The organism is Variovorax sp. PAMC 28711 (genome assembly GCF_001577265.1).
Lineage (GTDB): Bacteria > Pseudomonadota > Gammaproteobacteria > Burkholderiales > Burkholderiaceae_C > Variovorax.
Genome location: NZ_CP014517.1, coordinates 530833 through 554378, shown reverse-complemented (window position 1 = coordinate 554378; position 23546 = coordinate 530833). Strand labels below are relative to the sequence as shown.

The following is a 23546-nucleotide window of genomic DNA, read 5'->3' as shown; positions in this document are numbered from 1 at the left end:
TCTTTGCCATCAGTTGATTTTGCTGCGCATCGCGGCCGGGTGGCCCTGCAGCGCGAACGACTTGCCGGTGGGCACCAGCGTGTCGCCGTCGAGCCGCAGGATGCTGATGTCCTGGTCGATGAAATTGCCGACATACAGATACCGGCCGTCAGCGCTCCACACCGCCCCTTCCGGCAGGCCGCGCACCACGACTTCGTTGCCGCGCGTCACCTTCTTGCCGTCGATCTTCAGCAGCACCACCGAGCCTTCGCGGTGGTGGAAGTACGCGCTCTTCGCGGCGTTGCTGCCGCGCAGGATCACGGCCACCGCGTGCTTGCCCGTCGGGCTGATCGCAAGACCTTCGGGGCCGTCGCCGACCACCACCTTGTCGACCACGCGCGGCGGCATCGCTTCCATGTCGATCACGCTCACCGTGTCGACCTGGCCGTCGGAGGCGCCCGAGTTGCCGTTGTCCGCGGTGAGCGCGAGTTTGCCGTCGGGCGTCACATCGACGTTGTACGGCCACAGGCCGGCGGCCATGTCGACCTTGTTGTAGCTGACCTTCTCGCCGTTGACTTCGAGCAACGCGATCTTGTGCGTCGTGAACTTGGCGGCGAGCGCGCGCTTGCCATCGGGCGTGAAGCGCACGTGCGCGACCGAATCGCCCATCGGCACGGTGTCGATCAGCGACACCTGCTTGCCGGCGATGCGCAGCACGCTGACCGAGTTGTCGGCGCGGTTCGCGACCAGCGCGAGGTTGCCCGCGCGATTGATCGTGAGGCCGGAAGGTTGCTTGCCGATCGTGAGCGTGTCGATCAACTTCGGCGGCACGGTCGTCAGGTCGATCACGAAAAGCCGGTTGTCGGGCACTTGCTTTCGCACGCCGTTTTCTTCGACCACGTTGAGCGAGTTGGCGACCAGCGCCAGCGTTTCGCCGGGCGTGATCGCCAGGTTGGTCGGCGGGCCGGCGATGGTGTTGTCGAGCTGCAGCGTGCCAAGCACCTTCGGCGCGAGCGGGTCGGTGCCGATGTCGAGGATCTGCACGGTGTCCTTGCCCTGCGGACTGAGGACGACGCCGCCGGCGTCGTTCCACGCCTGCTTTTCGTCGTTGGCGACCAGCATCAGCTGGCGCTGCGGCACGGTCGGCGTCATGTTCGTGCAGCCGCCGAGGGCGGCGAGCGCGGCCAGCGTGAGGGCGGCGAGGCTGCCGGTCAGGGTGTTCATTTTGTTGTCTCCTGTTGTGGGGACCGGCCGTGCCGGGTGGGGCATGGTAGCGAGCAACGGCACAATCGCCGACACGTTTTTGCCGGAACCCACGCATGACCATCGAAATTTCCAGGGAGGCGCGGCAAGAAGCCATCGCCTCCATCGAACGCTACTTCCGCGAGAACATCGAAGAGAAAATCGGGAACGTCGCCGCCGGCGCGTTGCTGGGTTTCTTCCTTGAAGAGATGGGTCCGCTGGTCTACAACAAAGCCGTCGCCGATGTGCAGGATCGGCTGCAGGCGCGCATCTCCGAACTGGACATCGACGTGCACGAAGACGAGTTCGCCTACTGGCGCAAGTTCGACAAGGCGCGAGGCAAGCGATGAAGGGCGCGAAAATCACCGCCATGACATGCCATCGCATCCTCCTTGCCCTGACGCTGGCCCTCGTGGCGCCGCTGGCCTCTGCGCAGGCGCCGGCCTCGGAGTTTCCGCTCGCCGCCACCGGCTTCCTCAACGAGGAATTGCCACGGATGGAAACCGCGGTGGCCGAGCGCGATCGCGACTACTTCGAGGAATCGATGGGCCGCGCGATGGTCTTTTCGGAGCAGTGGGGCTTCAAGACGAAGGCCAACCCGGCGCTCGCGCGCTACAAGCCCTGCTCCGATGCGGTGTCCGACTACATCGTGGTCGGCCTGTGCCGGCTGATCCCGTCGGGCGACGTGTGCGAACCCGGCCTGGCACCGCGCTTCAACAGCAATCTGAAACTCTGCCGCGACATGGCCGCCGCCCGCTGAACGTCAGTTGGCCGCGAGCTGGTAGCTCAGCATCAGGCTGAGGCGCGGTTTGCGGGCCGGGTTGGTCGCTGAGGCATCGCCCGTCGGTTTGGCGACGGCGATGTCGACGCTGTAGTAGCGGCTGTCCGACAGCCGCACCCCGAGCGCGACCGAGCGCAGTTTTTCCGGCGCCGGCGTGCCCACGTGGTTCGACACGCGCGCCGCTTCGACCAGCAGGTAGGGCTCGACCTGGTTGAGCCACACGCCATCGAACTTGAAGAGCCGGTTGAGTTCCAGTCCCACGCCCCAGCCCGCGTCGCCCGCGGCATCGCCTGCCGCATAGCCACGGCCGAAGCGCGCGCCGCCGAATGAAATGCGCTCCGACGCCGCCAGCGTGTGGCCGCTGTACTGCGCGCCGAACGACACGCCGGTGCCCCACTGGTTGGCAAAGCGGTCGCGCTGGCTCGCGTCGAACGCGATGCGCGTGAAGTCGAGACTGGCGCTGCCGGGGCCGGAGAGTCCGGCGATGTTGCTGCGCACCTCGGCCTGCGCGCCGACGCCGTCGATCCCTTGCGCGACGAGCACGCTGGCGCTGCGGCTGCGGTCAGGCTGTGCGTCGGCATACGCGAGTTGGGCGAAGAGCGCGCGCACGCGGGTGTCGTCGGCCAGCCGGCCGCCGGTCGAACGTTCGCGGTAGTCGTCCACGTTGTCGACCGCGTAGAAGCCGCCGTTCAGCGTGACGCTGCTGCGGGCGCTCAGGTAGAGCGGGTAGCTGGCCGACAGCTCGAAGCGGCGGTTGGTGTTGAAGCGCTCCAGCGGCTCGCCGCGGCCCAGTTGCTCGTCGGGGTAGCCGCGATAGGTCGAGAAACTGGTCTTGAGCTGCAAGCCGTCGGCGCCGACCAGTTGGGTGTAGCCGAGCGTGAGCAGTTTCTCGCGCTCGAAGTTGCCGAGCAGCGTCGAGGCGCTCAGCTGTCCACCGGACCCGAACGGGTCGTTGAGCACGCCGCTCAGCACGGCGCGCGGTGTCGGCTGGCGCACGTCGGCGCCGAGTGACACGTTGTAGGGCTGGCGCTTCACCTTGAGCACCAGCACGGTGGCGCCGTCGGTCGTCTCTGGCAGTGACGCGGTGGCGTCGACCTTGACGCCGGGCAGGCGCGCGAGGAGTTGCGTCACCCGCTCGAAAGTCGCCTGCGACAACGGCCGGTCAGCCTGCAGGCGCTCGGCGATCTCGCGCAGCTTGGGCTCGGCCGCGCCGCTGTCGCCCTCGATGCGCACGCTCGCGATGTAGCCCTCGACTGCGACGACGCGCACCACGCCGCCGTCAAAACTCTGGTCGGGCACGAAAACGAAGGACAGCGGATGGCCGCGCTCGCGATAGAGCGCGGTTGCATCGCGCGACAGCGCCACCAGGCGGGCCACCGTCACCGGTTGCCCGGCCAGCGGCGCAAACAGGTTCGCCACATCGGCGAAGGGGATCGCGTTGACGCCCTCGATGTCGAAACGCGAGGGCGTCACGCTGCGCGCCAGCTTGGCTTCGGCCGGGCCGGCCGGAGCCTGCACATCGACCGTCGTCCGCGGCGGCGGAACCGGCTGCAGCGGACGCGTCGCCGGCAACTGGTCGAGCGGATTGCCGCCACCGGACTGCGCGTGCAGTCCGGTGGCGGTGGTGGCCAGCGCCAGGGCCACCACCACACTCACACGGCGCATCGGGTGCGGAAGCCCAGTGCTCATCTGCGGCCCAGACCCAGGCCGCCGATCAGGCCGCCGGCCACGCCGCCCACCGTCGCGACCGTGCCGCCCACCACGGTGCCCACGCCACCGCCCACGTTGCTGACGGCACCGGTCGTGCCATTCACCACGCCGCCCACCACGGTGCCCGCAGTCGCGACCACGGTCCCGGTCGTCTGCACGACGGTACCGACCACCGGCGTGACGACGGCCACGACCGGCGCCAGGACCGGGCTTGCGATGGCGGTGACGGGCGAGAGCACCGGGCTCAGGACCGAGTTGATCGGCGCGGTGATGCCGGCCACTGCACCCAGGCCGACGCCTGCGCTGACGCCGCCGGAGCCGGCCGAGACACCTGCGCCGGCACCCACGCCGAGACCGGCCGTGACGGCGCCGAGGCCGCTGCCACCGCTGCTGCTGCCGCCGCTCAGGCCGCCACCGAGAACGCCGCCCAGGCCACCGCTCAAGCCGCCGAGGCCCGAGGGCGTGCTGCCCGGTGCATTGACCAGGCCGCCGACGCTGGCGACGGTGGTGCCAAGTGCGCTGGTGAGGCCGTTGGTCTGGTTGCCCGGCAGCTTGCCGCCGAGCTGCGCAATGCCGGCACCGACCTTGTTGGTCAGGCCGTCGATCGGGGCGCCCAGGCCTGTTGCCGCACCCACTTTTTGCGTTGTCGTGAGCAGCCCGTCGTCGATGCGTGCGACCACCGTGCTGACGCCGGTCGTCACCTGGCGCACCGCGCCGTTGCCCGTCACGCCGCCAACCACGTCCGATGCCTTGTTGACGATGCCGCCGACGGTGCCTGTCACCGGCGCGAGCGCCGTTCCGGCGCCCACGCTGGCGACCCCGTCGCCGAGCTGCCCGACCGCCACCGGCACGCTGTCGACGGTAACGCCCAGCGCATTGGGTTGCTGCAGTTGACCGATGCCGTTGGTCACGCCCTTGCCGAGCGTATCGATCGCGCCACCCGTGTTGCTGACCAGTCCGGTCGCGGGGCCGGCATTGAGGCCGCCGACCAGTTGCCCGGTGGCACTGACCGTCTGGCCGACGCCGCCGAGCAGGCCGTTGCTCGCGCCAAGCGCGGGGCTGATCGGAGTGACCGTGCCACCACCCGTGCCGCCACCGCCGGTGCCACCACCACCCGTGCCGCCACCGCCCGTTCCACCGCCGCCCGTTCCACCCGTGCCGCCGGTCCCGCCGGTGCCGCCACCCGTGCCGCCGCCCCCAGCGACGACTTCACCGCCGCCCGCGGCGCCCGTGCCACCGTTCGCGCCGCTGCCGTCCGCGGCGACCCCGCCGCTCGTGCCGTCGGTGCCCGCGCCGCCCAATCCGCCTGGCGTCGCAGCGCTGGTGCCGCCGAATCCGAAGCCGGCTTTGCCGTCGGACGCACAGCCGCTCAGCACCGAGAGTGCAGCTGCCACGGCTGCGCCGCACAGCACTGCGCGAAAGCGCGTTGGTTGAGAAGTCTTCATATCGATCTCCAGACAAGGGTTGAAAAAGCGCGTAGGACTCGGCCGACGCGTGATTGATTTTTCAATCCGGAGACCGGTTTGCTAGCAAAAGTAGCCAGGGGACAGGCCGTTTCAGCCAACACCGACTGTGTAGAAGTTCACATTTGGTGACGTTGGATGAAGCATGTAAACCAAAGGACCACATGTCGTCCGCGGGACGAACAGTCCGCATCTTCCGCGTCAGAGCGCCGGAAACTCGACGAGGGGACAGCCTGGCGCCCAGGCGGCGTATTTGTGCATGGCGGTGGCGAAGGCCGCCGTGCCGGTCCAACCGACGAGCCAGGCCTGCAGGTGGGGCCAGTGTTGGGCGGCAAACCAGTGCGGCTCGACCATCGAGAACTGCCGCACGAAAGGCATGAGCGCCGCATCGGCCAGCGAAGGCCGCTCTCCGGCCAGGTGGGTGGACGCCGCCAGCCGGGCATCGAGCATGGCGAGGAATGCTGCGCCGCGGTCGCGAGGGGTCGGCTCGCCTTCGACGAGGACGAAGCGGTCCGGGTATTTGTAACGATCGAGTTGCGTCTTGAAGTCGCCGTCGCAGCCAGTCACCAGCGCCAGCAGGTCATCGAGCGACGCCGATTCGGGTGCCAGCCAGCCCCAAGGATCATTGCGCCGCAGCGCCCACAGCATGACGTCGAGGCTGTGTTCGATGACGGCGCCGTCGGGGGTCACCAGCACCGGCACCGTGCCCTTGGGCGATGTGGCGAGCAGGGCGGCGGGCTTGTCGCGCAACACGACTTCGCGCAGCTCGCAGCGCTCGCCGCTCGCGATCAGCGCCAGCCGGGCCCGCATCGCATACGGGCAACGCCTGAACGAATACAGGATGGGCAGCAGGCGCCGGCCCTCAGTAGCGCGCCAGCATCTGCTCGGTATTGAGCTTGCGCTCGGCGTTCACGGCCTGCACATGCGGCCTGGCGTTCAGGCGCTTGAGGTAGTCGCGCGCTGCAGGCAGTTGGGCGGCCAGCATGTCTTCGCCGTAGATGATTTTTGTGGCGCTGGCGAGCACCGGCAAATGACACACCGCTGCGCAGTCGGCCAGCGTGAGCTGGTCGCCCGCGATGAAGGGCGTGTCGAAGCGCGCCAGCTTGCCGAACGCAGCGATGTTCTTGGTGAGCTGCTTGCCGATCATCTGCTTCAAGCCATCGCTCACCTTGCCGCCGAAAAACGCTTCGGAATAGACGTTGCGCACCACCAGTTCGAGGTGCAGCTCGAGATACAGCACCAGCTCGCGCACCTTGGCCGCGGCAAAAGGGTCGGCCGGCAGCAGCGGGACTTCAGGGTAGGCCGCTTCGATGTATTCATTGATGGCGGAAGACTCGCACAGCGTGCCTTCGGTGGTGCGCAGATACGGCACCTTGCCGAGTGGCGAGGCGGTCAGGTCGGTCTCGCCGACCCAGGCCAGTTCTTCGTCGAAGCGCACGCCTTTTTCGAGCAGGGCGAGTTTGACCTTGTTGTAGTAGTTGCTGGCGGCAAAGCCGATCAGGGTGAGCATGGGTGTGTCTCCGTCGTTGTTGCGATCGACGGAGATTGTCACTCCCTGAACGACGAGACCACTGTCGCGGCGAGCGCTGCGGCATCTTCTTCGCTCTGCAATTCAGCCGCCAGCAACGCTCGCCCCGAGGCGACGGCAGCGACGGCGATGGCTTTTTTCGGGCACAGGCCGAGACAGCTCGATGCCACGATGCGCAGCCGCACCGGCGACTGCACCAGGCCGCGCTTCATTTCCTTGCGCACGGTCTTTGCCTTGAGCTTCGACGGGCCGCTGCTGCGGTCTTCGCAATCGCTGCAAACGAGCACGACGCCGCCGAACTTGACCTTGACGAGCAACGACGGGTCGGGCGTTGCGGGGGAGGGGGAATGGCTCATGGGGTTCCTTCTTGGCGCACTATGTTGCGCCGTCGGGCGCCACTTCCGAGTCAGCAAAAGGGCCGTCCGGATGCGGGGCTCGAAGGGTCGATAGTGCGATATGGTCACGCCATGTCACGTCCTCCCATCGAAATCGAAACCGGCCCCCACCCGACCGCCACGGTCATCCTGATGCACGGCCTGGGCGCCGACGGCAACGACTTCGTGCCGATCGCCGGCGAGCTCGACCTGTCGAGCGTCGGCCCGGTGCGCTTCGTGTTCCCGAACGCGCCGGTCATCCCGGTCACCATCAATGGCGGCTACGAGATGCCGGCCTGGTACGACATCGCGGTCGCCGATCTGGTGCTGCGCGAAGACGAAGCCGGCCTGCGCCGTTCCCAGGCGGCCATCGAGACCCTGATCGCCGCCGAAAAGGCGCGCGGCATTCCGGCCAGCCGCATCGTCGTCGCCGGGTTCTCGCAGGGCTCGGCGATGGCGCTGATGACCGGCCTGCGCCACACCGAGCGCCTGGCGGGCATCGTCGGCCTGTCGGGCTATTTGCCGATCGCCGCGACCACGGCGGCCGAGCGCCAGGCAGCCAACCACGACACGCCGGTGTTCCTCGGCCACGGCACCCGCGACGGCGTGGTGACGATCGCGCGGGGCCACCAGACGCGCGATGCGCTGGTCGCGCTGGGCTGCGCCGTCGAGTGGCACGACTACCCGATGGAGCACTCGGTGTGCATGGAAGAAATCGCCGATCTGAACGCGTTCCTGCTGCGGGTGTTCGCCCCGGGCGCCTGAAAAGGCTCTGGCGCCGGATGGCTGGATTTCCGGTGCCAGCAGCATCGGCGTGCGCGTGCTACCTTCCGTGCCCACAAGAACGAGGGTCACAAGAACATGAGCAGCACATTGCACGAACGCCTGGGTGCGCTCTCGCCTGCGCGGCTGAAGGGCATCCGCCGGGGCATCGAGAAGGAAAGTTTGCGCGCGCAGCCGGATGGCACGCTGGCGCTCACCCCGCATCCGCTGCCGCTCGGTTCGGCCCTCACGCATCCCCACATCACCACCGATTTCAGCGAATCGCAGCTCGAGCTGATCACCGGCGTGCACGACGGCGTCGATGCGGCGCTGGATGAGCTCACCCGCGTGCACCAGTACACCTACCGCGTGCTCGATGCCGCGGGCGACGAGCGGTTGTGGGTGTCGAGCATGCCCTGCGGGCTCCCGACCGACGAGACGATTCCGATCGGCCGCTACGGTTCGTCGAACGTGGGCCGCGCCAAGAGCGTGTACCGCATGGGCCTGTCGCACCGCTACGGGCGCCGCATGCAGACGATTTCGGGCATTCACTACAACTGGTCGTTGCCAGGCGTGGGAAGCGACCAGTACTTCGGGCTGATCCGCAATTTCCGCCGCAACGCGTTCTTGCTGCTGTATCTCTTCGGCGCGTCGCCGGCACTGTGCAGCAGCTTCGTCGCGGGGCGCCCGCACGAACTGCAGCCGCTGGGCGAGGGCAGCGTCTACATGCCGCATGGCACGTCGCTCCGCATGGGGCGCCTCGGCTACCAGAGCGAGGCGCAGGCATCGCTGGCGGTGAGCTACAACAGCCTCGACGGCTACGGCGCTTCGTTGCAGGACGCGCTCACCCGACCGTGGCCGGCCTACGAAAGCATCGGCATCCAGAACCTGGGCGGCGACTACAACCAGCTCGCCACCAGCCTGTTGCAGATCGAGAACGAGTTCTACGGGACGATCCGACCGAAGCGCGTGATCTACCCGGGCGAGCGTCCGCTGCATGCGCTGCGCGAGCGCGGCGTGGAATACGTCGAAGTGCGGCTGATGGACCTCGATCCGTTCGAGCCGGTCGGCATCAATGCGCAGACGATGCGCTTCATCGATGTGTTCCTCTTGCACTGCCTCTTGAGCGACAGCCCGGACGACACCCCGCAGGAAATTGCCGAACTGGCGCACAACCAGAACCTGACCGCTGCGCGCGGTCGCGAGCCCGGCCTGAAGCTGCAACGCGCGGGTCGCGAAGTGCCGCTCACCGCGTGGGCCGCTGAGCTCGTCGCACAGTGCGAGCCGATCGCGGCGGCACTCGATGCCGCGCACGGCACCGCGCTGCACGGCGAGGCGGTGCGCGCTGCGATGGCGGCGCTCGACGATGCCGACAGCCTGCCGTCGGCGCGCGTGCTGGCAGCCATGGCCGCATCGCACGACAACTCGTTCACCGGGTTCGTGCGGGCGCAGTCGGAGTCGACGCGCCGCACGCTGCTCGGCTTGCCGTGGAGCGCCGAACAGCAGGCGCAGTTCGATCGCATGACGCAGACCTCGATCGACGACCAGAAGCGCATCGAAGCGGGCGACACGCTGCCCTTCGAAATCTACCGCGAGCAGTACGTGTCGCCGAGCCGGCTGGGCATCCGGAGCCGCACTGCGGTTGCCGCCTGAACGCGGCTGCATGAAATTGGTGCGGTAGGTTCACGCCTACCCACATTGGCCTGCATCGCCCACCCGTGGTGCGGCCAGGGCTGCGACCATGCGATGGTGTACCGAACCACCAGCACCCATGTTCAACCTCCGTCGCTTCCATCCTTACCCGCCATGACCTTCCAGACCTATTTGGTGGAAGACAGTCCGGTGATTCGGGAGAACCTCGTCGACTTTCTCGAAGATGTGGCTGACACCCACGTCGTTGCGCATGCGAGCACGGAGAGCGAGGCGGTCGAATGGCTGCGGGCCAATCCAGAGGGCTGGGATCTCGCACTGGTCGATCTTTTCCTCGAGCAAGGCAACGGGCTGGCGGTCGTCAAGGCGTGCCGCACCCGTCGACGCTCGCAGAAGGTGGTGGTGTTGAGCAACTACGCCACGGCCGAGATGAGAGTGCGTGCCAAAGCACTCGGTGCCGATGCGTTCTTCGACAAGTCGTCGCAGCTCGAAGAACTCGCGGCTTACTTCGACGGGCTGTCGAGACCGGCGCTGCGCTGAGCGTCTTTCGACCGCCCAGGCTTGTCGCGACCGCGCGAGCCTCGCCGTGCTTTCTGGGGTAAAACGCCACGCGTCAACGACTCCCAACCGAAAGCAGCGACAGACATGAGCAGCAACTCCAGCATCGAATTTTCCGGCCGCGTGGCCATCGTCACCGGCGCGGGCGGCGGCCTCGGCCGTCAGCACGCACTGGCACTGGCGGCGCGGGGCGCCAAGGTCGTGGTCAACGACCTCGGTGGCGCGGTGGATGGCGCCGGCGCATCGGTCAGCGCGGCGCAGGCCGTGGTCGACGAGATCAAGGCGGCCGGCGGCGAAGCCATGGCCAACGGCGCCTCGGTGACCGACTTCGAGGCGGTGCAGGCCATGGTGCAGCAGGCGATGGACACCTGGGGCCGCGTCGACATCCTGGTCAACAACGCCGGCATCCTGCGCGACAAGAGCTTTGCCAAGATGGACGTGGCCGACTTCAAGCGGGTGGTCGACGTGCACCTGATGGGTGCGATGCACTGCACCAAGGCCGTGTGGGCCATCATGAACGCGCAGAAATACGGCCGCATCGTGATGACCACGTCGTCGTCGGGCCTCTACGGCAACTTCGGCCAGAGCAACTACGGTGCGGCCAAGCTGGCGCTCGTGGGCTTCATGCAAACGCTCGCCATCGAAGGCGCGAAGAACGACATCCGCGTCAATTGCCTCGCGCCCACGGCGGCCACGCGCATGACCGAAGGGCTGATGCCGCAGGAAGTGCTCGACGCGCTCAAGCCCGAAGCCGTGGTGCCCGCGATGCTGGTGCTGGCAGCACGCGACGCACCCACGCGCACCATCCTGTGTGCTGGCGCGGGCACCTTCGAGTCCGCAAATATCACGCTGACCGAAGGCGTCTTCATCGGCATCGGCGGCGATGCGCCGGAGCGCCTGGCTGCGCGTCTGGTCGAGGTGACCGATCGGACCGGGGAAACCGTGCCGCAGAGCGGCGCCGCCCAGGGCACGAACGAAGTCGGCAAGGCGATGGCGGCCGCCAAACGCTGAGCGTCCGGCCTTATTCCTCGATGAGGCTGCCGTCCTTGCGGATCGAATCGCGATCGCGATGCTTGTTCAGCCGGCCGAGCGTGCTGTCGAGCACGCGCTTGAGCTTGTCGCTCGCGCCGCGAAACGCGTCGTCCAGCGTGCTGGCGTGGTGGGTCACCGCCAGCGGCTGATGGTGCGCAAGGCGCGCTTCCATCACGCAGCACTTGTCGGCGCTGCCGGCCTTGTCGTGGTTCTCGTCGCTCAAATGAACTTCCACGCGCGTCACGTCTTCGGCGAAGCGCGCGAGGTGTTGCTTGATCTCGGCATCGGCCCAGCGTTCCAGCGTGTCCTTGTTTTCGATGCCGTTGCTTGCGTTGACTTGAATTTGCATGCGAATGCCTCTCTTGGTTGACGAGGCTCCACTGTGCACCTGAAACGAAAGCCCCTGCGTAGGTCTGCGGGCATTGCCGTCGGCAGAGGCGACAATTCGACCCCGAAAGAGAAAGACCCAATCGATGGCCATTCAATGGTTTCCCGGCCACATGCACCTCACGCGCAAGGCCATCGGCGAGCGCGTGAAAGACACCGACGTGGTGATCGAGCTGCTCGATGCCCGCCTGCCCGCGTCGAGCGCGAATCCGATGCTCGCCGAGCTCACTGCGGCGAAGCCGACGCTGAAGGTGCTGAACAAGCAGGACCTGGCCGACCCCGAACGCACCGCGCAATGGCTGACCCACTACAACGCCTTGCCCGACACGCGCGCGATTGGCCTTGACGCGAGCCTGACCACGCCGGCGCAGCAACTCGTGCGCGCCTGCCACCAGCTGGCGCCCAATCGCGGCGGCATGGCCAAGCCGATGCGGGTACTGATCTGCGGCATTCCCAATGTGGGCAAGTCGACGCTCATCAACACGCTCACCGGCAGCAAGAAAGCCAAGACCGGCGACGAGGCCGGCATCACCAAGCTGGAGCAGCGCATCACCCTGGCCGACGACTTCTATCTCTACGACACGCCCGGCATGCTGTGGCCGCGCATCATCGTGGCCAAGAGCGGCTACAACCTGGCCGCCAGCGGCGCGATCGGCCGCAACGCCTTCGACGACGAAGAGGTCGCGCTCGAACTGCTGGCCTACCTGAAGACGCACTACGCAGGATCGATTGCCACACGCTTCAAGCTCGACCTCGGCGCTGCCGACATTGCGGCCATGAAGGACGAGGAAGTGCTCGACATCATCGGCCGCAAACGCGGCGCCATTCTGGGCAAGGGACGCGTCAATCTGCAGAAGGCGGCGGAGATCGTGATGCACGAGTTCCGTGCCGGCAACCTCGGGCGCATCACGCTCGAAACACCTGAAGAATTCGCGCAATGGCTGGCGGTCGGGCAGCAGCTCGACGCGGAGCGGCAGGTCAAGAAAGAGGCGCGCGGCAAGCCGCAGCGCAGTGCGCAGACCGGTGCGCCACCGGCCGACAAGGGCTAGTTTTCGAACCCGCAAGACGGAGGTCGGCTGACCTACAGGCACCGGCTCGACGGGCTGACAGGGTCGCGCCGGCTTGGAGCGAACCATGGTGTTTTCCCAAAACAAAGGAGCGCTCCATGGCCAACGAAGCAATCAACCCCGTCGGGAAGGGCCGCGAAGCACTCGCAAATGACAAGGTGGTCGGCGTCCTGAATGACCTGCTCGAGAACGCGCACGACGGCGAATACGGCTTTCGCGTGTGTGCGGACGAGGTCGACGCGTCCTCGGCGCTCAAGCGCGTTTTCGGTGAACGCGCGGTGCAATGCCGCGTGGCAGGCAATGAACTGGCTGCGCTGATCGCGCAGTACGGCGGCACGCCGGCCGAAGGCGGCTCGGCCACCGGTGCAATGCACCGTGGGTGGGTGCATGTGAAAGCCGCGGTCGGCGCCAACAGCGAACTCTCGATGCTCGAGGAATGCGAACGCGGTGAGGACGCGGCTGTCGCGCGTTACCGCAAGGCGCTCAAGCAGGACCTGCCGATCGACGTGCTTGCGCTGGTGCAGCGGCAGGCCGACGGCGCACAGCGCAACCACGACCAGATCCGCGACCTGCGCGATCAGGTGCGCGCGCGCAAGTGATCAACGCGCCTGCAAGCGCGCTTCCTTCGGGTAGCGGATGGTGCAGTCGGCGGCCACGCGGGCACGCCTGCGGGCTGCGTCACAGCGGGGCTTTCGGCGGGTAAGTATTCGACCCCTACTCATGCGGACGAGTGCGCCCCAAGGGGTCAAGCCGCATGAATAAAACGCATGGGGCGCGTCACGCCTGCGACGGCTGCGCCGGCATCGGCTTCCTACAGTCCATGCAACTCACAAAGGATTTGCCATGCTCGACACGCTCCAGGCCATCAACGCGACCGCGGCCTTCAATCGCTGGGCAGGCTTCGAAGTGACGCGCGCAGACAAGGGCGAGGCCGAGTTGCGCATGCGGTGGCGGGAGGCGGACATGGGCCAGTACGCCGGCTACCTTCACGCAGGGCTGATCGGCGCGATGCTCGACACCGCCTGCGGCTTCGCAGCGGCCACGGTGTCGGGCCGCGTGCTGGCTTCTCATTTTTCGGTGAACTGCCTCGCGCCGGCCGTGGGCCGCAGCTTCATCGCGCGTGGCCGCGTGGTGAAGGCGGGGCGAAAGCAGGTTTTCGCGTCAGCCGAATTGTTCGCGCAAGGCGAGGGCGACGCGCTCAAGCTGGTCGCGACCGGCGAGGCGATCCTCGTGCCGGTCGAGGCATGAAGCAGGCGCTCGGGCTCAGGCTTCCGGCCGGATTTTTCCTTCCTTGAGATAGCGCTCGTACTCGTCGATCGGGATCGCGGTGAGGCCGGCGGCGTCGTCGCCGGCGTCCCAGCTCAGCGTGGCGCTGTCGGGCGCGGACAGGTCGACTTCAACGCGGCCTTCGGGAATGCCGATGGGCACGCCGTCGCCGGGGGTGTAGGTAACGTGGCCATGAATGGTGGCGAAATGCGTCATGTAAAAACTCTCGGTCAATGATGGGCCGGGGGTGGCCCTGAGAGCGTAGCGCATTGCGCAAGGACTTCTGCGGTGTAGCAAACTCTCACACACCATGACAGACATTCCTACCCCCACCATCGAGGTCGTCCAGGGCGACCTTTCCGCCTATCGTCAAGGCAACACCGGCATCGACTATGTGCACCGCTTCGAGTCGGGCCGGCCCGGCCCGCATGTGCTGGTCAATGCCCTGACGCACGGCAATGAAATTTGCGGCATGGTGGCCGTCCGGCACCTGCTCGACACCGGCGTGCGGCCGCTCGTCGGCACGCTCACCGTGAGCTTTGCGCACGTCGAGGCCTACGACGCTTTCGATGCGACCAAGCCCTTCGACAACCGGCAGATCGTGCACAACCTCAACCGCATCTGGTCCGACGAGATGCTGAGCGGCACCGAGGACAGCCCCGAGCTGCGCCGCGCACGCGCCCTGCGGCCGGTGGTGGCGGCGGCCGATCACATCCTCGACATTCACTCCACCAGCCAGGACGTGGTGCCGTTCTGGGTCTATCCGGACTTCGGGCGCAATGCGACGGTCGCGCTGGCGATCGGTTTGCCGTCGGTGCACCTCGTCATGCCCAACGGTCTCGGCTCGGGCACCCCGCTCATCCAGCACGGCGCGCATGCGGGCGCCGACGCGCCGGGCGCGGCGATGGTCGCCGAGTGCGGCCAGCATTTCAAGCGTGCCACCGCTGACGTCGCGACCGAAGTGGCCTTGCGCTTCCTTGCGCACTTCGGCTCATCGAGCGCCAGCCGTCGGCGCCTTCGGCCCGCAGCGGCGCTACGAGCTGCTGCAGACGCACATCATCCAGAGCGAAGACTTTCACTTCGTGCGACCGCTGATCGGCTTCGAGACCTTCGCCAAGGGCGAGCTCATCGCGGTCAACGGCCCCGACGAAATCTGCGCGCCGTGCGACGACTGCACGGTGTTCATGCCCGCGCAGCGTGCGATCGTCGGGCGCGAAGCGGTGTACCTGACGCGGCCGATGCTGTGACGGCTGCACGCTGGCGCATCGCCGGTCTGGCATTCGTCTTTCTGTGGTTCGCCATCGGCGGCGTGGCGCACTTCGCGTTGACCGACACCGAGATGCGCATCGTGCCGCCCTGGATGCCGTGGCCACGCGCCGCGGTGCTGGCGAGCGGCGTGTTCGAACTGCTTGGCGCGGCCGGCCTCTTGTGGCGACCGACGCGGCGCGCCGCAGGCATCGGGTTGTTCGTGCTCACGATCGCTGTGACGCCGGCGCACTTCTACATGCTGCAGCAATCCGCGCTGTTCCCGACCGTGCCTTACTGGGCGCTGTTGTTGCGCTTGCCGATCCAGGTCGCGTTGCTCGCCCTCATCGCGTGGAGCACCGGCGCGTTCGCACCGAGGCGCACGCGCTGACGCGGCGTCAGCCCGCCCAGCTGCCCGGCGCGAGCCCGTCGAGCGTGTGCGGACCGATGGCGGCACGGATCAGGCGCAAGGTCGGCAAACCCACCGCGGCCGTCATGCGGCGCACCTGCCGATTGCGGCCTTCGCGGATGGCCAGCTCGATCCACGCCGTCGGAATGTTCTTGCGTTCGCGAATCGGCGGCTGACGCGCCCACACATCGGGCGGCGGATCGAGCCGGCGCGCGCGGGCCGGCCGCGTCAGGCCGTCGTTGAGCTGAACCCCGCTGCACAAGGCGGCCAGCGCGACCTCGTCGGGCGTGCCTTCGACCTGCACCCAATACACCTTCTCCATCTTGAAGCGCGGATCGGCAATGTGTGCCTGCAGCTTGCCGTCGTCGGTGAGCAGCAGCAGGCCTTCGCTGTCGGCATCGAGCCGGCCCGCGACGTACACGCCGGGCAGGTCGATGAAGTCCTTGAGACCCTGCCAGCGCCCCTCGGGCGTGAACTGGCTCAGCACGCCCCAGGGCTTGTTGAAGCGGATCAGGCGGGCGGCAGGCATCGACGCAGCGTCAGGCCGCAATGAACAGCGCGGGGTCGACCATCGCGCGGTTCAGCATCACCGACCAGTGCAGGTGCGGCCCGGTGACGCGGCCGGTGGCGCCGACGGCGCAGAAGCGCTCGCCGGTCTTCACGAAGTCGCCCACCTTCACGTCGACGCGGCTCAGGTGGCAGTACATCGAAAGCAGGCCGCCGCCGTGGTCGAGCCACACGGTGCCGCCGTTGAAGAAATAGTCGCCGGTGTCGATCACGCGGCCGGGCAGCGGCGCCACCACCGGCGTGCCGGTGCCGGCGGCGATGTCCATGCCGCTGTGCGGATTGCGCGACTGCCCGTTGAACACGCGCCGCAGTCCGAACGAGCCCGAGCGCCGTCCGGGCACCGGCACTTGCATGCCCAGCGCGCCGGCGAGCATCGCTGGGATGGCGTCGGTGAACGTGGCCATCACCTTCGCCAGGTGTTCGCGCTCGCGGTTGTAGCGGGCTTCGTCTTCCGGCGAGAGATCGACCTTGCCCGGCGCGACCGTCAGCCGCTGCTCGCGGTACTGCTTGGGCGCGACGGTGTAAGGCAAGCGGTGGGCATCGCTGCCCACGGTGATGATGGCTTCACCCGGCGTGGCCGACAGCGGAATGCCGACCAGCGCGGTCCACTCGATCGCGTCGCCGATCACGAGCAACGGCACGTCGCCTTCGGCCGTGCGCGCCACGGGGCGCGCAGACGAAGGGCCGAGCGACAGACGCGCGACGCCGCCAGGCACTTGCGAGTCGCGCGGCCAGATGTCGGTTGTCGCGGAGGCGGGTGCTGCCTTGGGCTTGACGGCGTGCGCCGACGGCAGGGCGATCAGGCCGGCCACACCGAGCAGGGCGGAGCGGCGGGTGAAGTGGGGATGAGAGGAATAGCGCATCAGCAAAGTGTGTATAGAAATGGATTTTCGGCAGCCGATCAGGGGCGCTCCTGCGCCAACTGCGGCAGGTAGTCCGCTACCAGTCGCGCGACCGTGTCGGCCTGCAGTGCGTCGCGCCTCGACTTGAGCGGATCGCGATCGGGACGGCCTGCGAGCCAGCGCTTGAAGCGCACGAAAGCCAGCGGATGCACGGTGTTCATGCGTGCCATGTGGCCGGTGGTGCCGACCGTGACGGCCGAGAAACGTTGCGCGCTCACCAATTGCTCCGCGTTGCGCGCTTGCACGACCCAGAACTCGTCTTCGGCATCGCTCGGTTGCGCGGGATGCGGGTCGTTCTCTTGTGCCTCGCGACGCAGGATGTCGACCTCGAAGCCGCTGCTGTTGACTGCGGTGTACCGCTGTTCGTCGATGAGCGAGAAGCTCTTGTCGACCTTGCGCAGAAGCGAAAGCATCGACAAGTCGAGACGTTTGAGTTGCGTCGCCAGTCGGAAGCGTTTGCGCGTGTCCCACAGCAAGTCAACGTCACGCGTCGCCACCGCTGCGCTCTGCACCCGAACGCCTGCAGCGGCCTCGTAGGCATAGAGCGCGTGAGTGCCGACGACTGTGAAATGCTCGGCGACATCGGCGCGGTGCAGCATGTCGAGGATGTCGATGACGATGGTCGGCACACGGCCGACGAAAAGCGCGCGGTTCATGCGCTGGTGACGCTTCAAGGCATCGCTCAAGTCCTTGACGCGCGACTGCACCTCTTCCTTTCGGCTCGCGAAACTGCGCTGCATTGCTTCGGTTTCGGCGCTCCGTGCGCCGAGGCTCTTTTGCGCATTGCGGGTGCTGGTCCGCACCAAGTAGTCGGTGCCGGAAACGGTTTTCCAGTACATCCCGCCGCGCACGCCCGCCGCCTGCCGTTCGGCCGCTTCAAGGGCTTCGAAGGTGGCGCGTGCGTCGATGTACTGGCGACGGGCGTCGTCGCCGATGTCCTGGAAATCCATTTTTTCCGTGCATAAATAGAAAAACGTAATTTATACGGAAATCGATTTGGTTTCAAAGACTTATTCGAGCTTCTGGTCCTCGCTTTTCGCCTCCGCCATCGCTTCCGGCTCCAGCTCCTCGGCGTAGCGGTTGAGGCGAATGAACACGCCCCAGCCCGCCAGCACGATGCCCACCGCGGCGAACATCACGGCCGCGTGGAGCATCAGTTCGGGCTTTTCGCGCGACTTGAAAGTCGCGACCAGCGCCTCGACCGCGATCGCCACCACGATCACCACCATGAAGCGCGAGAGGAAGCGTCGCACGCGCGTCGGGGCGCCGATGTGCGCATCGCGAATCACTTCTTCTTCAGTGATGGTCTGCGAGATCTGCAACGCCACGACGGCGGCGGCAAGCAGGCCAATCGCCTCGATCACCGCTTCGCCGGCGGTGGTGTCGACGCCGCCGGTGACGGCCATCCACCCGTTGTGCGCGGCGATCACCATGAGTGCCATGCTGGCACCGGCAAAGAGCAGCGCCATGAGCGCGTGGACGAAGGGGTAGAGGCGCAGAAAGAATTTCATGGCGGACAGCAGGTTGACGGCGGTGCGCGATTCTCTGGCGTGCATCGCGTGAAGGCTGTCAGCGGCGGGCTTGACCAAGCCCGGCACCGGCTACCGACGGCACGGTCTCGGCTCCTTCATACTTTCATCCATGACGCTCTCCACCTACCTCCTGTACGTCGCAGCCGTCGCGCTGCTCATCGCCACGCCGGGCCCCACCATGCTGATGTGCATGACCAATGCGCTGAACCACGGCACGCGGCGCGCGATGACATCGGTGGCCGGCTCGGTGACCGCCGTGCTGGTGGTCATGCTGCTCTCGGCGGCCGGCCTCGGTGCGCTGCTGGCCACATCGGAAGCCGCCTTCACGACCGCCAAGCTCATCGGCGCCGCTTACCTCGTCTGGCTCGGCATCAAGACGTTCCGGAGCGATGCGTCGGCGTTGACCGTCGACCAGGATGCGGCGGCCACGCCGCGCCGCTCGTTCTACCTGCAGGGCCTGCTGGTCGGTGCGAGCAACCCGAAGGCCGTGCTGTTCTTCGCGGCGTTCTTCCCGCAGTTCCTGAACCCCGCCGCACCGATGGCGCCGCAGTTCGCGATCCTCGCGCTGACCTTCATGGCCTTCGAGTTCGCCGTGCTCACGACCTGCGCGCTCAGCGTGTCGCGGCTGGCGCCGCTGCTGCGGCGCAGCGGGCCGGTGAAGTGGGTGAACCGAGTGTGCGGTGGGCTGTTTACCCTGATGGGCGGGTTGCTGTTGCTGACGCGGCGGAGCGTGTGATCCGGATCGAGTAGGCTGCCGAGCGAGCCGCCCAAAGAAGTGGCGCTGAGATGCCCAGATTGGGTTCGCTCATACCCAATGTGGGTTTGATCGGAGTCGCTGTTCGACCACAGCCGGTGGCGGCCCGAAGCTGTGATTGAAAGCTAGGCTCTGCCGGACTCAGTGACCGCTACGCCGAGCGCATCGCAAAGTGGGTCTTGCACCGCGGATAGTTGCTGCAGCCCCAGAACTTGCCGCCGTCACGCTTGCGCTCCCGTTCGACGGTCTTGATGCCGCAGCTTGCGCACGTCGGCTTCCAATATTCGCCTTCGTAAGCGACCGCCAGCAACGCCGCCTGCTGCTCCGGCGTCCGCTGGCCGATCAGCTTGAGCAGCGCCGCGCCGTCCTGCAACTGGATGCCGTTCGCCTTGGCGAAAGCCGTGGCGTCCGCGGTGAAGGTCGAGCTCGTCACGTAGGTGCCGCTCTGCAGCTGGTGCGACGCCATGACGCCGCGGAACTCGCGCATTTCCTTCACGCCGACCGGCTTGCCCAGCCAGTGCTTGCACTGAACGATGCGCGGCGCGCTCATGTGTTTGGACTGCGGCCAGATATCGACGCCGCCGTCTGCGCCGTGGGATTGGCTGCGCGTGGCGAGGCCGGCTTGCGCATAGAACGCTTCACAGATCGCCTCGAAGCGACGCCACTCGATGGAGGCGAGCGCGGCGGGGCTCCATTGCTGCGTGGCTTGAGGCCATGGCGCTGACGGCGTCTGCTGCGGCGCGGTAACCGCAGCCGCTTTGGTGTCCTGACTCTTGATCGCGCGCTGCGGTGGCGCTTGCTCGACCGGACTCGATGCGGATATGCGGCGCAAGACGTAGTGCAGGGCGAGCAATGCCGTGCCGATCGCCAATGCCGTCCAGCCTGCTGGCCGCAAAGCGATCGCCAGCATGGCGGTCATCGGGCTGCGCATGAACAGTGGAGCAACCACCAAAAACATCACGCCGAGGACGATGGCGGTCCAAGCCTTGCCGGCGAATTCGCGGCGGGCGTTTTCACGGCGGCGGTCGGCTTTGTTGGGGCGGGACATGGAGAGCGCTTTCGGACGATGGGGTCAAGACTTCGAGCTTACAAGCCCGAAGTGGCTTTCCGCGTCCGTTGGCATTGCGCAGGGGGCTATCAAAAACATAGCGCGGATATCCCTCTCGGCGGAGCCACTTGGCAAACCGCTGGATGAACAGCCGCATCTGCACCGGCAGCTCCGCAAAGCCTTGGGTGCTGCGTGTGACCACCACCCGATCGTGTACCGGCGCAGTGGCGGCGAGCAGGGTGCCGATGTCAGGTCACAGCCGGCCGGCCGGCCGGCTGGCGTCGTCGTCGGCTGGACCTTTCGGTCTGCCAACCTGATCATGGGCTGGCGCGGTGCACGAAATGCGAACGCGCATTCCTTTCATGCAGTGCGCCAAAGTCGCCGGCAAACCGTTATGAGCCGCTGTTAGAAACGCAGTAGATTCAAGCAGCTGCAGCGACCACCTGCCGCTTCGCTTCGTCCAGCGTTCTGCCAGAAGCATCTTTCCACTCTAACCATCCGTTGGCGGTGCGGCCTTGCAAGGCGGTGGCCGCCATGCTGGGACTCGAAAATAGGTAGTCACGGGTGAGCACCACGCCACTGCTGTCGACGGCAAGGATGCCTTCCTCGAGTAACTTTTGGCGGAAGCGCTCACTGGATGTGCCTTGGATGGAGGCCACGTTTTCCAGTCGACCTCGTGAGCCTTTAAGCACCACAAAGCCCTCGGCGGTGTACTCGCCCACGCCGTCGGCTCCTGATCCTTTGCAGTAGAAGCGTTCAGTCACACCCTTAGCCGTGGGAGCGTTGGTCAGCGGCTCAAAGATCGGCTGCCCCAGCGTGGCCAGCAAGGTGGCGGCAGTCTCGTGAATTTCATGGCAGTCAGCTTGCAACGGCGCGGGGGTGTAGGGCTGCGAGCCGGCATTGCCGTTCTCAAGACTGTAGCGCCCGGCTTTGGTCGCCTCTGCTATCGCAAGCCACTCCAGAAACAATGCATGTGTTTGCGTCATGCTGTTGGTGAGGGAGATGACCACCAGCGCCCGGTTCCAGAAGTCTTTGCTCTGGTTCTGCTGCACGAGTCGGCTGCCCACGTTGCCAGACTGGCCGATGTAGGCGCGTGGCAATCCGGTTTCCGACAACTCGCCCATCAAAAAGTAAACGCCTACCTGCTGTGCCTCAGGCAGCTTCAGGAAGTCAGCCAACTGGCTGCGCGGCACCTCAATCACGCGAACGATGCGCGTCGTGATCTCAGCCACGCGCATTCCGCGCGGGTCACCAGCCGGGAGAAAGATTTGAATGGTTTGGGGACGGATCATTTTTCTGGCAGCGCGTGCCGAGCAGTGCGCACGCACGTTTTTTTGCTCAAGCAAAGTTAAGAACGAACGACTTATTTCCCCCACCCATCCCGCATCCCCGCAGCCCGATTGAACACACGCGTCCCGCCCGCACCGGTAGCCTTCGCGTCAATTACAAAGTACCCATGCCGCTCGAACTGAAACCCTGCGCCGCTGGCCGTCGCACCGGCCAGTGACGGCTCCACAAACCCCGCACACGTCGTCAAGCTGTCCCGGTTCAGTTCGTCAAGCAGTTCCCCATTCCCCGGCTTCTCCGCCGCGAACAACCGCTCATACAAGCGCACCTCCGCAGGCAGCGCATCCGCCACCGCCACCCAGGTGATGTTCCCCTTCACCTTCACCGCGTCGGCGCCAGGCGTGCCGCTCTTGGTGTCGGGCACCAGCGTGGCTTGCACTTCGAGCAGCTTGCCGTCGGCATCGCGCGTGGCGCCGGTGCATTCGATGGTGTGGCCGTATTTCAGGCGCACCTTGTTGCCGGGGAACAGGCGGAAGAAGCCCTTGGGCTGGACGTCTTCGTAGTCGGTGCTTTCGATCCACACCTCGCGGCCGATCTTGAAGTGGCGCAGGCCGGCGTCGGGGTCGCGCGGGTTGAGGGGCGCGGTGCAGTCGTCGAGCACGTCGTCGCCGCCCATCAACTCGCCCCAGTTGGTGATGACGAGCTTGACCGGGTCGAGCACGGCCATGGCGCGCGGCGCGATGGGGTCGAGCGTGTCGCGCAGGGCGGCTTCGAGGCTGGCGTAGTCGATCCAGCCGCCGGACTTGGTCACGCCGCTGCGTTCGCAAAAGAGCTTGAGCGCGTCGGGCGTGTAGCCGCGGCGGCGCAGGCCGGCGAGGGTGGGCATGCGCGGGTCGTCCCAGCCGTCGACGTGGCCTTCTTCGACCAGCTGGCGCAGCTTGCGCTTGCTGGTGATGACGTGCGTGACGTTCAGGCGCGCGAACTCGTATTGGCGCGGGTGTGGGCTGGCGATGAGGCCGCCTTCGGCCAGGCGATCGAGCAGCCAGTCGTAGAACGGGCGCTGGTCTTCGAATTCGAGCGTGCAGATGGAATGGGTGATCTGCTCCAGCGCGTCTTCGATCGGATGCGCGAAGGTGTACATCGGGTAGATGCACCAGGTGTCGCCCGTGTTGTGGTGCGTGGCCCGGCGGATGCGGTAGAGCGCCGGGTCGCGCAGGTTGATGTTGGGGCTCGCCATGTCGATCTTGGCGCGCAGGATGGCGGCGCCGTCTTCGAGCTGGCCGTCGCGCATGGCGCGGAAGCGGGCGAGGTTGTCTTCGACGCTGCGGGCGCGAAACGGGCTGTCTTTTCCGGGCGTGTTGAAGTCACCGCGGTTCACGCGCATTTCGTCTGCGCTTTGCTCGTCGACGTAGGCGAGGCCGGCCGAAATCAGGTGCTCCGCCGCGCGGTACATGAAGTCGAAGTAGGCGCTCGCGAAGTACTCGTGCGGCTGCAGCGTGCCGGGCGCGCTCGGGCGGTCGGCCAGATAAGTCTCGTAGCCGAGCCATTCGACGGCGTCGCGGATGGCGTCGACGTATTCCTGCTCTTCTTTCTCCGGGTTGGTGTCGTCGAAGCGCAGGTGGCACACGCCGCCGTATTCCTTCGCCATCTCGAAGTTGAGCCAGATGCTCTTGGCGTGGCCGATGTGCAGGTAGCCGTTGGGCTCGGGCGGGAAGCGCATGCGCACTTTGGCGGGGTCGGCCATGCCCTGGGCGTGGTGCTGCGCGTCGCCGGGCGAGCCGCCCCACTGGCGGGCGGCGTAGGCGCCGGTTTCGAGGTCTTTCTCGATGACGTGGCGGAGAAAATTGCTGGGTGTGACAGGTGCGGGAGCGGCCGCGGATTTGGGCGTCTTGGCGCCGTCTTTGGGAGCAGGAGAGGTCATTTGTTCATTCTAGGCGGGGCCTCTCCCGGGTTACCTTTGGCAACGATCTTCACATTGCCGAGTGCACCTGATTCACGCCTGA

Annotated in this window: 26 protein-coding genes and 1 pseudogene; 12 read left to right on the top strand and 15 right to left on the bottom strand. The window is 66.7% G+C overall.

Annotated features, from left to right (window positions below; all coding sequences use genetic code 11):
- Positions 1–9: 9 nt before the first annotated feature.
- Positions 10–1203 carry a YncE family protein gene (locus AX767_RS02865; RefSeq protein WP_068633274.1) on the bottom strand — a complete coding sequence of 398 codons (1194 nt, stop codon included), beginning with the start codon at positions 1201–1203 and terminating at the stop codon, positions 10–12.
- A 95-nt stretch (positions 1204–1298) separates the two neighbouring features.
- On the opposite strand from AX767_RS02865, the gene AX767_RS02860 reads away from it, so the two are divergent.
- Positions 1299–1571 carry a DUF2164 domain-containing protein gene (locus AX767_RS02860; RefSeq protein ID WP_068628470.1) on the top strand — a complete coding sequence of 91 codons (273 nt, stop codon included), beginning with the start codon at positions 1299–1301 and terminating at the stop codon, positions 1569–1571.
- The gene (locus tag AX767_RS02855; RefSeq protein ID WP_068628468.1) at positions 1568–1981 is read left to right on the top strand and encodes a hypothetical protein; all 414 of its coding nucleotides are present in this window, start codon (positions 1568–1570) and stop codon (positions 1979–1981) included. The genes AX767_RS02860 and AX767_RS02855 overlap by 4 nt, the downstream gene beginning before the upstream one ends.
- 3 nt (positions 1982–1984) lie before the next feature.
- On the opposite strand, the gene AX767_RS02850 is transcribed toward AX767_RS02855, so the two are convergent.
- The 5 genes from AX767_RS02850 to AX767_RS02830 form a co-directional block, all read right to left on the bottom strand.
- Positions 1985–3691, bottom strand: a complete 1707-nt coding sequence (locus tag AX767_RS02850; protein ID WP_082754767.1) for a ShlB/FhaC/HecB family hemolysin secretion/activation protein — start codon at positions 3689–3691, stop codon at positions 1985–1987.
- Positions 3688–5157, bottom strand: a complete 1470-nt coding sequence (locus tag AX767_RS22090; protein ID WP_156480943.1) for a collagen-like triple helix repeat-containing protein — start codon at positions 5155–5157, stop codon at positions 3688–3690. The genes AX767_RS02850 and AX767_RS22090 overlap by 4 nt, the downstream gene beginning before the upstream one ends.
- Positions 5158–5376: 219 nt before the next feature.
- The gene (locus AX767_RS02840) at positions 5377–5985 is read right to left on the bottom strand and encodes a glutathione S-transferase (RefSeq protein ID WP_068628462.1); all 609 of its coding nucleotides are present in this window, start codon (positions 5983–5985) and stop codon (positions 5377–5379) included.
- Between the two features lie 52 nt (positions 5986–6037).
- Complete coding sequence (locus AX767_RS02835) at positions 6038–6685, bottom strand: glutathione S-transferase family protein (protein ID WP_068628460.1); 648 nt, start codon at positions 6683–6685, stop codon at positions 6038–6040.
- A 38-nt stretch (positions 6686–6723) separates the two neighbouring features.
- The gene (locus AX767_RS02830; RefSeq protein ID WP_156480942.1) at positions 6724–7059 is read right to left on the bottom strand and encodes a hypothetical protein; all 336 of its coding nucleotides are present in this window, start codon (positions 7057–7059) and stop codon (positions 6724–6726) included.
- Between the two features lie 111 nt (positions 7060–7170).
- On the opposite strand from AX767_RS02830, the gene AX767_RS02825 reads away from it, so the two are divergent.
- From AX767_RS02825 to AX767_RS02810, 4 genes are all read left to right on the top strand, one after another.
- Entirely contained in the window at positions 7171–7842 is a 672-nt protein-coding gene (locus tag AX767_RS02825) for an alpha/beta hydrolase (protein WP_068628456.1), read from the top strand.
- 96 nt (positions 7843–7938) lie between these two features.
- Positions 7939–9492: a glutamate--cysteine ligase gene (gshA, locus tag AX767_RS02820; protein WP_068628455.1), complete on the top strand. Its 1554-nt coding sequence runs from the start codon at positions 7939–7941 to the stop codon at positions 9490–9492.
- Between the two features lie 153 nt (positions 9493–9645).
- Positions 9646–10029, top strand: a complete 384-nt coding sequence (locus AX767_RS02815) for a response regulator (RefSeq protein ID WP_068628453.1) — start codon at positions 9646–9648, stop codon at positions 10027–10029.
- A 105-nt stretch (positions 10030–10134) separates the two neighbouring features.
- The gene (locus AX767_RS02810; protein WP_068628451.1) at positions 10135–11058 is read left to right on the top strand and encodes an SDR family NAD(P)-dependent oxidoreductase; all 924 of its coding nucleotides are present in this window, start codon (positions 10135–10137) and stop codon (positions 11056–11058) included.
- A gap of 10 nt (positions 11059–11068) precedes the next feature.
- Here AX767_RS02810 and AX767_RS02805 read toward each other — a convergent pair whose 3' ends face one another.
- Complete coding sequence (locus AX767_RS02805; RefSeq protein ID WP_068628449.1) at positions 11069–11428, bottom strand: HPF/RaiA family ribosome-associated protein; 360 nt, start codon at positions 11426–11428, stop codon at positions 11069–11071.
- Between the two features lie 124 nt (positions 11429–11552).
- Between AX767_RS02805 and ylqF the strand changes: the two genes are divergently transcribed.
- From ylqF to AX767_RS02790, 3 genes are all read left to right on the top strand, one after another.
- Positions 11553–12515, top strand: coding sequence for a ribosome biogenesis GTPase YlqF (gene ylqF, locus AX767_RS02800; protein WP_068628447.1), 963 nt, complete (start codon positions 11553–11555; stop codon positions 12513–12515).
- Between the two features lie 116 nt (positions 12516–12631).
- Positions 12632–13132, top strand: coding sequence for a ferritin-like domain-containing protein (locus tag AX767_RS02795; protein WP_068628445.1), 501 nt, complete (start codon positions 12632–12634; stop codon positions 13130–13132).
- Between the two features lie 244 nt (positions 13133–13376).
- On the top strand, positions 13377–13781 hold the full coding sequence (locus AX767_RS02790) for a PaaI family thioesterase (RefSeq protein WP_068628443.1): 405 nt from the start codon (positions 13377–13379) through the stop codon (positions 13779–13781).
- 15 nt (positions 13782–13796) lie between these two features.
- On the opposite strand, the gene AX767_RS02785 is transcribed toward AX767_RS02790, so the two are convergent.
- Positions 13797–14015, bottom strand: coding sequence for a hypothetical protein (locus AX767_RS02785; RefSeq protein ID WP_068628441.1), 219 nt, complete (start codon positions 14013–14015; stop codon positions 13797–13799).
- 94 nt (positions 14016–14109) lie between these two features.
- On the opposite strand from AX767_RS02785, the pseudogene AX767_RS02780 reads away from it, so the two are divergent.
- A pseudogene (locus AX767_RS02780) lies at positions 14110–15046 on the top strand (succinylglutamate desuccinylase).
- Positions 15043–15435 carry a DoxX family protein gene (locus AX767_RS02775; RefSeq protein WP_068628439.1) on the top strand — a complete coding sequence of 131 codons (393 nt, stop codon included), beginning with the start codon at positions 15043–15045 and terminating at the stop codon, positions 15433–15435. The pseudogene AX767_RS02780 and the gene AX767_RS02775 overlap by 4 nt, the downstream one beginning before the upstream one ends.
- Positions 15436–15442: 7 nt before the next feature.
- On the opposite strand, the gene AX767_RS02770 is transcribed toward AX767_RS02775, so the two are convergent.
- From AX767_RS02770 to AX767_RS02755, 4 genes are read right to left on the bottom strand one after another with little or no spacing between them, the layout of a single operon-like run.
- The gene (locus AX767_RS02770; RefSeq protein ID WP_068628437.1) at positions 15443–15982 is read right to left on the bottom strand and encodes a pseudouridine synthase; all 540 of its coding nucleotides are present in this window, start codon (positions 15980–15982) and stop codon (positions 15443–15445) included.
- 10 nt (positions 15983–15992) lie between these two features.
- Positions 15993–16883, bottom strand: a complete 891-nt coding sequence (locus AX767_RS02765; RefSeq protein ID WP_068628436.1) for a peptidoglycan DD-metalloendopeptidase family protein — start codon at positions 16881–16883, stop codon at positions 15993–15995.
- A 38-nt stretch (positions 16884–16921) separates the two neighbouring features.
- Positions 16922–17872 (bottom strand): GSU2403 family nucleotidyltransferase fold protein, encoded by a 951-nt coding sequence (locus tag AX767_RS02760; RefSeq protein ID WP_156480941.1) that lies wholly within the window; start codon positions 17870–17872, stop codon positions 16922–16924.
- A gap of 60 nt (positions 17873–17932) precedes the next feature.
- The gene (locus tag AX767_RS02755) at positions 17933–18433 is read right to left on the bottom strand and encodes a hypothetical protein (RefSeq protein ID WP_068633272.1); all 501 of its coding nucleotides are present in this window, start codon (positions 18431–18433) and stop codon (positions 17933–17935) included.
- Positions 18434–18563: 130 nt separating this feature from the next.
- On the opposite strand from AX767_RS02755, the gene AX767_RS02750 reads away from it, so the two are divergent.
- Positions 18564–19190: a LysE family translocator gene (locus tag AX767_RS02750; protein ID WP_068628433.1), complete on the top strand. Its 627-nt coding sequence runs from the start codon at positions 18564–18566 to the stop codon at positions 19188–19190.
- A 169-nt stretch (positions 19191–19359) separates the two neighbouring features.
- On the opposite strand, the gene AX767_RS02745 is transcribed toward AX767_RS02750, so the two are convergent.
- The 3 genes from AX767_RS02745 to AX767_RS02735 all read right to left on the bottom strand — a co-directional run bounded on the left by AX767_RS02745 (position 19360) and on the right by AX767_RS02735 (position 23464).
- Complete coding sequence (locus tag AX767_RS02745) at positions 19360–20256, bottom strand: restriction endonuclease (protein WP_068628431.1); 897 nt, start codon at positions 20254–20256, stop codon at positions 19360–19362.
- Between the two features lie 422 nt (positions 20257–20678).
- Positions 20679–21548: a GIY-YIG nuclease family protein gene (locus tag AX767_RS02740; RefSeq protein ID WP_068628429.1), complete on the bottom strand. Its 870-nt coding sequence runs from the start codon at positions 21546–21548 to the stop codon at positions 20679–20681.
- 71 nt (positions 21549–21619) lie between these two features.
- A complete protein-coding gene (locus AX767_RS02735; protein WP_068628427.1) occupies positions 21620–23464 on the bottom strand; it encodes a glutamine--tRNA ligase/YqeY domain fusion protein in 1845 nt (614 codons plus the stop codon).
- Between the last annotated feature and the right edge of the window lie 82 nt (positions 23465–23546).